At 43.6% G+C, this 9,326-nt stretch carries 10 protein-coding genes (1 of these 10 cut by a window edge); 9 read left to right on the top strand and 1 reads right to left on the bottom strand.

Annotation, left to right across the window (positions count from 1 at the left end):
* The 3 genes from LFX25_RS12545 to lsa26 all read left to right on the top strand — a co-directional run.
* Positions 1-115, top strand: the 3' end of a protein-coding gene (locus LFX25_RS12545) for a DUF1564 family protein (RefSeq protein ID WP_238730542.1). 470 nt of this gene lie to the left of the window's left edge; 115 of the gene's 585 nt are visible here — the last part of the coding sequence; the start codon falls outside the window, past its left edge; the stop codon is at positions 113-115.
* Between the two features lie 252 nt (positions 116-367).
* A complete protein-coding gene (locus tag LFX25_RS12540) occupies positions 368-892 on the top strand; it encodes a DUF1564 family protein (RefSeq protein WP_238730541.1) in 525 nt (174 codons plus the stop codon).
* 184 nt (positions 893-1,076) lie between these two features.
* The gene (gene lsa26, locus LFX25_RS12535; RefSeq protein WP_238730540.1) at positions 1,077-1,817 is read left to right on the top strand and encodes a surface adhesion protein Lsa26; all 741 of its coding nucleotides are present in this window, start codon (positions 1,077-1,079) and stop codon (positions 1,815-1,817) included.
* 105 nt (positions 1,818-1,922) lie between these two features.
* On the opposite strand, the gene LFX25_RS12530 is transcribed toward lsa26, so the two are convergent.
* Entirely contained in the window at positions 1,923-3,677 is a 1,755-nt protein-coding gene (locus LFX25_RS12530) for a M23 family metallopeptidase (RefSeq protein ID WP_238730539.1), read from the bottom strand.
* Positions 3,678-3,780: 103 nt separating this feature from the next.
* Between LFX25_RS12530 and lptE the strand changes: the two genes are divergently transcribed.
* From lptE to nadC, 6 genes are all read left to right on the top strand, one after another.
* Entirely contained in the window at positions 3,781-4,341 is a 561-nt protein-coding gene (lptE, locus tag LFX25_RS12525) for an LPS assembly lipoprotein LptE (protein WP_238730538.1), read from the top strand.
* 31 nt (positions 4,342-4,372) lie between these two features.
* The gene (locus LFX25_RS12520) at positions 4,373-4,855 is read left to right on the top strand and encodes a Fur family transcriptional regulator (protein ID WP_002996754.1); all 483 of its coding nucleotides are present in this window, start codon (positions 4,373-4,375) and stop codon (positions 4,853-4,855) included.
* Entirely contained in the window at positions 4,852-5,976 is a 1,125-nt protein-coding gene (gene tgt, locus LFX25_RS12515) for a tRNA guanosine(34) transglycosylase Tgt (RefSeq protein WP_238730537.1), read from the top strand. Before LFX25_RS12520 ends, tgt begins: the two co-directional genes overlap by 4 nt.
* 70 nt (positions 5,977-6,046) lie before the next feature.
* A complete protein-coding gene (locus LFX25_RS12510; RefSeq protein ID WP_002745051.1) occupies positions 6,047-6,382 on the top strand; it encodes an STAS domain-containing protein in 336 nt (111 codons plus the stop codon).
* Positions 6,383-6,429: 47 nt separating this feature from the next.
* On the top strand, positions 6,430-8,079 hold the full coding sequence (locus tag LFX25_RS12505; protein WP_238730536.1) for a lipoprotein LipL71: 1,650 nt from the start codon (positions 6,430-6,432) through the stop codon (positions 8,077-8,079).
* A 370-nt stretch (positions 8,080-8,449) separates the two neighbouring features.
* Positions 8,450-9,325, top strand: a complete 876-nt coding sequence (gene nadC / locus LFX25_RS12500) for a carboxylating nicotinate-nucleotide diphosphorylase (RefSeq protein WP_238730535.1) — start codon at positions 8,450-8,452, stop codon at positions 9,323-9,325.
* Position 9,326 lies beyond the last annotated feature (1 nt).

The following is a 9,326-nucleotide window of genomic DNA, read 5'->3' as shown; positions in this document are numbered from 1 at the left end:
AAAATCCGCAATTTCCCTTTTTCAATGCCTCCTTCCCAAACGGAAGCTGATACTTTTTTCGATTGTGCCCGGTGTAAAAACTATTCATGCGATCGCACGAAAGTCATCCGCATAAAATGACAAATTTTATCAAGTTTCTACAAGCTACATGTTTCGATCCGGAGTTCCGTCCTACAGGGTCGTATTCAGGGTGAAATGTTGTCCAAAAGGATAAAGACCGATAAAAATATTCTAAAATAGAAAATCAAAATATTATAATATATATAATGGTGATTTTTTTATAGGAGAAAAACAAAAAAATAGAAGGCGGTAAATTTTTTCTTCAAAAATCTAACTCGGCGGAACGATCATTGGAACCGTCAGCGGTATGAACAAAAATAAACCGCAACAGGGAGTAAGACATTTGCGTCTCCTGAAACCAAATCGTTCTGGAAGAGAACATACAAAGCGTAAAATCGATTTTGCCCTGGACTCGAGGCAAAATATGAAAAAACTGGGTTCTCCATCGGACCTGAATATTCCCAAGGAACTAGTCCCGTATGTTTCGAAACGAATTCAAGATGCGGGCGGATCCTTGCGATTACTGTTAAATCAATGCGTATATAAAAGACCGTTATTAGTGCCGGTTCAAAAACAGTATTTTCGGGATCGGGTCCGATATCAAAAACAAAGACTTGAATTGATCCGATTTCCGTTTCGACCCTTTGAAGAAGATTGGAATGAGCTTAAAAGGCTCGCTTCTTTCTACAACGTATCGATGTGCCGGATGTTTGTACGTTTACTTGAATCTGATCTGCCTCCCAATTCCGCGTACGCGACGAATTTCGAGTTAGAAGTCATTCAAACACCACCACAGCCGATCATAAATTCTTTGAAAAAGACGGGGACCTAAGTTATAGCTTAGGTCTTTCTTTTCTTGCAATGATTTTTTACATTATAGAATTCTATTGGCCGGAGGAACGTTTTTTATGTTTCGAGAATCTAAATTCGAAAATCAGTTAAATATTTCTTGAAAATGAAGATTCTGCTCTTAAAGTGTTCGAATCTTAGAATTTAAGAAAATCTCGGAGTGTATAATGTTTAAAAATTTAAGAAGAATTAGCGTTTTATTTTTCTCTATCGCTTCCATATTCTTTTCTTCTTCCGTATTTGCGGCAGGGACTTATTCGGAGGGTTGGGCGGTCGTAAAGCTCGTTCAATTTGAAAGCCGCGGATTGATTTTTGATTCTTACGAAGGGCTTCTCGAATTTACGACCTTTGACAAATCCGAAAAATGCGAAGCGGCAAAAGACGAATGCTTTTCTCCTTTGAAAGAAAAAGTAGAATTCTCCGTTCGCCCCGAAAACGGTGAAGTCGTTAACTTTTTGAGCAACAACTTAAATCAGGAAATTTTAGTTCAATATCGGATTCATAGATTCGAACCCGTCGCTTTGTCCACGGATTTTGAAGTTGTATCCGCCCAGAGGCAAGTTACGGTTCTTCCAAAGGAAGCAGTGGATAAGATGATTGGAGATAAATCCGGATCGAAAAGAAATTTCTCGGTTACGGGTAGAATTCTTCAGCTTGATTATCAAGGAACTGCGATCGGAACCTATGAAGGTCTGTATCTGGACGAGGTTCGTGGAAAGGTTCATCCTTTTTCGGTTACCAACGAAGAAATTGCGAAGTTTGCTTGGAATACGATGAAATATGGAACGAAGTATTATATCGGAATTTCCGTCGCTTTCGCAACCGGCTGGAGAAAGTCGGATTACGATGTTTTTGAAATCAATTATAAAGCTCCTGCCGGCGGCGTTTATTCGGAAACGAAGAAGTAATCCGGTTTTAATCGAAATTTTTAGAAAAAGGGACGGAAGACCGTCCCTTTTTAATTTTCTACTCGAGTGGGATTGTTGAATGTATTTTATTATGAGGAAGCGGGGCTATCCATTGTCACCACTCGAATTTTGATCGAGATCTATTAGATCCGTTAACCAACTTGAGACATTTCCGGCTCTATCTTTAATTCTCGCCTGAAGTAGCAGCTTTTTTTTAAACTTTGAAAACGATTTCGGAATCTTTACGAGAATCATTTTTCGATCGGCTTCAAACTCGTAAGGGAACGTTTCTCCATCTAAGAGGATTTCTGCTCCGCCTGCGTAGCCGGAGCCGATGTCAGATACGGAGTACATTCTTTCGATGAAACTTTGTGGACGGACCTCCGGCGTGAATCGATGACGGGAAATTAAATATGGGTGATCTATTTTCGGTTTTGAACGGTCCTCTAAGACAGCGATGATACCGATCTTATTTAAAATGGCCTGAATTCCTCCTCCTTCGGAGGACGTTTTTAGGATGACCCAACGACTGGTCGCTTCTTCAAATAAATATAAATTCTCAGACTTTGTTAGTCGTTTCCCTTTCCATAAAAATTTTGCCTCCCCTGACCAGCTGATTCCTGTGGATTCGATTTCGATCAGCTCGCTTTTTAAGGTTAAGCCTTCCGGTAATCCTTTTTTGGACGGAACTCCGGCCTTTTCAAAAAGAATATTGCCTTTTCCGAACGTATTTCCTTTGGGAGTCTTCAGAGAAAAGCGACCGTCAGGAGAAGAATATTCCGTAGCAGCCGCTTTTTCGGGACGTCCTTTGAATCCAGAGTTGAAAATTTTAATTTTGAGAGAAGACTGATTCTCTTCTTTATCGCCTGCAACGATCTCGAACTGGACCTCCTGTCCCTCGTGATATTCCTTGAGGTCGAAGCTGGATTTCGATGTCGGAAAAAGATTGTAAACATATACGGGTGGATTCAAAGAGGATCGATTCGAATCATAGATCGACTGATGATCTCTGGCCTCGACATAACTCATTTTCTCAAATTTTCTTTCGTAGAGAATTCTCCCTTCGGATAAAAGTTTTGCGAAATAGAGATTGTTTTTATTTCGAGAATTCATTCGGTCAAAGGCGCCTAACTTGATTCGTACTTCCCCCCCGATTTTCAAAGGAGTCGGATCGTTCAGCTCGTAGATTCCTTCTTCTTTTTTCACAAGAGGGAGTCTAAATTTTTGACCATCGGAAGAATCGATATAGAGAACGAGTAGTTCGGGCGGAGTTCCGTCCCGATCGTTCATCTTGAGATACGCGAGAGGGTTGAACGTATCTCCGTTTCCATGAAGTTCAAAATGCAAATGTGGAACTCCAGTTCCTGATTCTCCAATTCTCGCGATGGCCTGTCCTTGTTTTATAGAATATTTGTGGTCCGTAAATTTTATGGAGAAGATTCCGTCGCTGAGTAGATGTAACGCTTGTCGAAGATGTTCCAGTTCTTTTTTGGCTCCCTCTAAGCTGAACAAATGTGCAAATTTTGCTCTAAGGCCCGACGGGGAACGAACCATTAGATTCAGTCCATAGCCGTTCGGTGACTCCGATACCGATTCTACAACTCCGTCAAAAGGTGAGATGGCCGGAAGACCGTTTAAGTGAAACGTTTTAAAATCCGCTCCCATGTGGAGGTGATGCGTTCTATATTCTGCAAACGAACCCGAGATCGGTGTCTGGATCTCCATCGGAAAGCTTAGTTTTCCCTGCAACTCCGGAAATAATTGTAATTCGGGCCGGTCTTCCGTCCACAATCCACTCCACGGAAAAATCAAAACGAATAACAATAAAGTAAGAAGGGAACTTCCGGAGAATCTTTTCATCTTTCGCAAAAGCTGCGGTCAAAATCGAAATTTGTAAAGTCGAAAAGAACCTCCGGAAAATTCTCCTTGCACGGAGTTCCGTCCACAAAAGATCCTTCTAACTATGTCCAATGCCCGACTGGCAATCTTCTTCACGCTCCTTCTTTCGCTCGTTCACTGCACTTATTTTACAAGAGAACCGAGAAATCCTCCTAAGATCGACGGGGTTCCGATTCCGGACGACCAACGTCGGCTTTACGTCCAAAATTTTCGAAACAATTCCTACGGAATGGGAATTCAAACCCTGTTGACGGAACTCGTCCGATCCGAAATCGACGCCCGCGGAAGATTTTTACAAACCCGGGAAAAGTCGATCGCGGCGTATCGTCTTTACGGAGAAGTCGTTCACTATCAGCTCGTCGGAAATCTTTTGGATCAGGGAGGACAGTCCATCTCTAGGGAAATGTTGGTCATTGTTCGGCTGGAACTCCAGAAAGCCGGAGGACAAAAAATAACATTGGAAAGGGAAGAGATACCGGTTAGAATTATCTTCTCCGATCAAGTCGGATTTAGAGAGAGTGAAAATCAGGCGCAAGCCCGACTGCTAAAGATCATGGCGATCCGGATTGCGGAGGAGATGGAAAGAGCTTGGTATTTTTCTATTGCCGGAAAGATCGATCCCTGATAATCTTGACCCGCCCCTTGAGTAATCTCCTATGAATCGAGAAAAACAAGAAGCCATTCTAAACAAAACGGAACCAGCGGTCCGCATGGAAATGCAGACTTTTTCGGAATATCTCCAGAAAGAGGGATTGAAAATTACCAACCAGAGAATGCTGGTCGCGGAAAGAATTTTCTCCCTTCACAATCACTTCACTGCGGAAGGGCTTTTGGAGGAATTCAAGGATCAGAGAGATCAGATTTCTAAAGCGACCATCTATAGAATTCTCTCGATCATGGTTTCGGCGGGACTTTTACAAGAACACAACTTCGGAAAAGATTACAAGTATTACGAACATATCATCGGGCATAAACATCACGATCATATCATCTGTACGGTTTGCGGAAAAATCGTGGAGTTCGTAGACGAAAGAATCGAACAGCTTCAAGAGCAAGCCGCAAAGGACAACGGTTTTAAGATAACGGGCCACAGCTTGAACATCTATGGAACCTGCAACGAGCATTCTTCCGGTAGATGATTTTTAAAACGCTTTCCGAAGATTCAAAGACTCGAGCCAGAACCGGAATTCTCAACTTAAACGGAGTGGAACTGGAAACGCCGGTATTTATGCCGGTGGGAACCAGAGGCGTCGTTAAAACTCTCACGATGGACGACCTCGAAGAACTTGAGTATTCTTTAATATTAGGGAATACGTATCATCTCTACCTCCGACCCGGCACGGACGTGTTGGATCGGTTCGGAGGACTCAAGAAATTCTCCACTTGGAAAAAAGCGTTATTGACCGATAGCGGAGGTTATCAGGTCTTCAGTCTGAATTCACTCTTTAAATACGAACAGGACGGCGTTCGTTTTCAGTCGCATATCGACGGAAGCCGTCACTACTTCACTCCAAGTTCCGTCATCGACATACAAAGAAGCATCGGTTCCGACATCATGATGGTTCTTGACGACTGCGCTCCTTTCGATTCCACCCCGGAACGGCTCAGGCAATCCTTGGATCGAACGCATCGATGGGCGGAGATGTCCGTGGAATATTGGGAAAAAAGGAAGAATTCTCAGCATCTTTTCGGAATCTTTCAAGGAGGCATCGATCTTGATTTCCGATTAGAAAGTCTGAAGGCGATCACCTCACTGCCGTTTGACGGAGTTGCGATCGGAGGGCTTTCGGTCGGAGAACCGCGCAAGGATTTCATCCGAATTTTGGAAGGGATTTCGATGTATACAGATCGAAATCGTCCTTTGTATCTGATGGGAGTAGGGACGGTACCTGATATTTTGGACGGAGTGAAGAATGGAGTCGATATGTTCGACTGCGTTCTGCCGACTCGGAACGCAAGAAACGGTCAAGTTTTCACATCGCTCGGAAAAATTAATTTGAGAAATGAGAAGTGGAAGAATTCCGACGCACCGATGGATCCGAATTGCAGGTGTAAGGTGTGCGAGAGATACAGCATCGGGTACATTCGACACTTACATCACGTCGGAGAGATCACCGCATTCTCACTTTCGACGTATCACAATTTATATTTCATGAAAAGTTTTCTTGCAGAGATAAGAAAGTCCATTCAAGCGGGAGAATTTTTAGAAACCTATGCCAGATGGAAAAATTTGTACGAAAAGCCTGAATTTTCCGGTTGACTATTTACAGAATCGCCTTTCCTTTAGTAGAGCTGGCCGGAAAGAGACAGAAAGGAGTTGCTGATTATTTATGGAAATAACCAGAAGAGAAAGCGGGAACATTGTGATTCTGGACATAAACGGAGAGATCGATCTCTACAATGCCCCAGAGATTAAAGATGTAATCGCTAAACTCATCGAGGAACAAAAATATTATACCATTATCAATCTGGAAAAAGTTTCCTACATTGACTCGTCTGGTATTGGTGCATTGATTTCCAGCCTTTCCAACCTGAAGAAATATCAGGGCGGACTTAAAATTATCAACGTCTCCGGATCCGTTAGAAAAGTTTTCGAGCTGACCAAGCTGACTTCTTTCTTTGAGATTTTTGATAATGAGGCAGAAGCTGTTTCTGCCTTTAAGTAAGATCGGATTATAATTTTATCCTACCTTTTCTGAAACCTGGTGCCGCAATGAAATCAACCCAAAGAAAAATATTTTCTTCTTTTATAATCTTACTCGCAGGTTTTCTCATTGCCTGTGGAGCCGAACTTCCGATTCAGGAGCTGAGCGACGCGAAAAACTCCATCACGAGAGCGAAAGCGGCCGGCGCCGAAAAATACGCTCCGGGAGAATTGGAAGAAGCTCGCAAGAGTTTGCTGAATGCACATCAAAAGGCTTCGGAAGAAGATCTCGCGGAAACCAAAAAATCCGCGGAATACGCAAGAGCCAAAGCTCTGGATGCATCCGAGAAGTCCTTTCCATCCTCCGTTGATGACGCTCGTAAAGAGTCCACTTCATCCATCGATTCCGCCGACGAAGCGTTCGCTTCTCAACTCGCTTCCGAGCCTTATAACGCTGCGGTTCAACTTCGCAAAGAGGGAGACACGCTGCGCGAAACTGCGGATCGCACTCTGGAATCCTATCCAAGAGAATCCGGTGACGATGCAAAATTAAGAACCAGACTGGCCGCCTTTGATCAGTACGAAGCTTCTCGTCAAAAATACGCCGATTCCAAAAAATCCGCGGACGAATCCAAGGTATTGGCGCTTTCGCAAAAACAGCAGTTGATCGATTCTCTTGCAGATATCGAAAAAAATCTGAACGACGCGGATAAATATGCGGAAGGAAAAGATCCGGAAGTCGCAGAAACGAAAAGTCGTTTAGACGGCGCAAAATATAAAATCGAAGAAGGCAAAATCAAAGAAGGTTATGCTGAGATCGATGATATCCGCAAAAAATCCGGCGAACTCGTCGCAAAGAATATCAAAGCTTACGCAGAAAAACAAAAAGAACTCGCGAAACAAAGCGTGGCGACTGCGACTACAAAACTTGCATCTTTCGATAAGAATAAAGTAAATGCTTCTCGTGATTTCCAAGTTTCTTACCAAAGAGCCGAAGAAAATCTGAAAGCAGCGGAAGAATCCAGAGTGTCCGCGGAAGATTTGTATTCTTCCGAAAAATACGAGGATTCGATTGCGCGTTCCGAAGAAGCGATCCGTCTTTCCAGAATTGTCGTAGACCAATCTACCGAATTGGCTGAAAGAATGGAAAGAAAAACGACTGGTGACAAGGTTGCTGGCCGCGATACAAAAACAGGAAACGATTCTAAGAATACTGGTAAGGATCAAACTTCTACCGATAAGCATTCTTCTGCCAAAGTCGGGGAAGACGGTTTGCCGGAAGGATGGAAACGTTATGTGGTTCGCAAGAAGGTTCCTGCGGATTGTCTCTGGAGAATTTCCAAAGATAAGAGACATTACGGAACGGCGAAACTTTGGAGAAGAATCTACGAGGCGAATCGTAGTAAGATTAAAAACCCAAATTTGATCTATCCAAAACAGGTATTGTTGATTCCTCCTAAAAAAGGGCCTACTAAATTTCACAAGGCTGAACCTTCCAAAAAGAAGAAGCCGACTGCGGAAGAAGTAGAAGCGATCGAGCAAAACCAAAAACCGGCTGCTTCTGAAGAATCAGAATCCGGTGAGCCGGATAACAAAAAGAAAACCGAGGCAACTCCTCCACCTGCGGCAGACGATGATATGCCTGCGGATGCTGGGACGGAAGAACAGCCCACTGAGGAAGAAAACGGAGAAGAAGAAAATCCGGAAAATCTTCAGTAAATCCGAATTCGGTTTTCGCGGTAAAGAAGGCTTGGTTGAAAAACCGGGCCTTTTTTGTTTTTGGGACGGAACTCCGTCCAAAATATTTCCATTAGATCTGAATCAAAAAGACTTCGACGTAGATTTTGGTTTTCGCTGAACCGAAAAAGAGAGAACGAAGTCCGCGTTGTTCCTTTTTGAACGGCGAACATACGTGGACGGAAGACCGCCTGCTTCCCATTCCACAAAAGAATTCGACTTAACAACGGAAATTTTGGACGGAACTCCGCCCAAAATCCCCCAGAAATCAACGACAGTCGTATATTTTCGAATCCCGCCGAAATTCACTTGATTACCGCTTTCCGATTGTAAAACTTTCTTTTGAAGTAAAATGAAACGCGCTTATACCCAGCCGATTTCCTCAGTGAGCTATCAGGACTACCAAACCTTGGTGAAACTTGCATGGGAAGAGGACTGTCCCGACGAAGATATCACTTCTGTATCCCTTTTTTCACCGGATCAAAAAGCGACCGCAAGCCTGAACGCACGAGAACCTGGAATTCTCTGCGGAACAGGAGTATTAGAAGTTTTGAATATCCTTTCCGAAAACCAAATCCGATCGGAACTTTTCAAAAAGGATTCCGAAAGTTTTCAAAAAGGGGAAACTCTTCTGAAAATCCACGGAAGTCTGGTTCAAATTCTCCGTGTGGAAAGAATTCTACTGAACTTTCTGCAATACCTTTCCGGCATTTCCACTCGAACGGGAGAAGTCGTCCAAAAATACGGACGCAACGGACTTATGATTCTCGATACGCGCAAAACTCTTCCCGGCTACCGCAAACTCGCGAAGTATGCGGTTTATTGCGGAGGCGGAAGCAATCATCGACTCAATCTTTCCGAAATGGCGATGATCAAGGACAACCATCTTGCGATGTATTCCTCTTCTCACGAACCGGTCGGAAAGATAAAAGCACGTTTTCCCGGCAGACTGGTGGAAGTGGAAATCGATTCTATTTCCCAGCTCGACGACGTGATCGGCTCGGGTGCGGATGTCGTATTATTGGATAACTTTTCTTTGGAAGATACGAAGGTCGCCTATTCGATTCTCAAACAGAAAGCGCCAAGCATCCAGATCGAATTTTCCGGCGGGATTACACCCGAAAAATTGGAAGCCCTCTCGAAATTTTCCGGTGCGGGTGTTAGTATGGGATATCTAACGCACACGACTCGTTTTCTGGACCTCGGTTTGGACATCGAGCAACACTGAG

Origin of the sequence: Leptospira sanjuanensis, from assembly GCF_022267325.1 — a bacterium.
Taxonomy (GTDB): Bacteria; Spirochaetota; Leptospiria; order Leptospirales; family Leptospiraceae; genus Leptospira; species Leptospira sanjuanensis.
This window is presented reverse-complemented; position numbering and strand designations above follow the sequence as displayed.

What these genes read in the sequence shown, in the direction of transcription:
- lptE (WP_238730538.1), top strand. Translation starts at nt 3,781, where the DNA reads ATGTCCAATGCCCGACTGGCAATCTTCTTCACGCTCCTTCTTTCGCTC.
- tgt (WP_238730537.1), top strand. Translation starts at nt 4,852, where the DNA reads ATGATTTTTAAAACGCTTTCCGAAGATTCAAAGACTCGAGCCAGAACC.
- lsa26 (WP_238730540.1), top strand. Translation starts at nt 1,077, where the DNA reads ATGTTTAAAAATTTAAGAAGAATTAGCGTTTTATTTTTCTCTATCGCT.
- LFX25_RS12530 (WP_238730539.1), bottom strand. Translation starts at nt 3,677, where the DNA reads ATGAAAAGATTCTCCGGAAGTTCCCTTCTTACTTTATTGTTATTCGTT.
- LFX25_RS12510 (WP_002745051.1), top strand. Translation starts at nt 6,047, where the DNA reads ATGGAAATAACCAGAAGAGAAAGCGGGAACATTGTGATTCTGGACATA.
- LFX25_RS12540 (WP_238730541.1), top strand. Translation starts at nt 368, where the DNA reads ATGAACAAAAATAAACCGCAACAGGGAGTAAGACATTTGCGTCTCCTG.
- LFX25_RS12520 (WP_002996754.1), top strand. Translation starts at nt 4,373, where the DNA reads ATGAATCGAGAAAAACAAGAAGCCATTCTAAACAAAACGGAACCAGCG.
- nadC (WP_238730535.1), top strand. Translation starts at nt 8,450, where the DNA reads ATGAAACGCGCTTATACCCAGCCGATTTCCTCAGTGAGCTATCAGGAC.
- LFX25_RS12505 (WP_238730536.1), top strand. Translation starts at nt 6,430, where the DNA reads ATGAAATCAACCCAAAGAAAAATATTTTCTTCTTTTATAATCTTACTC.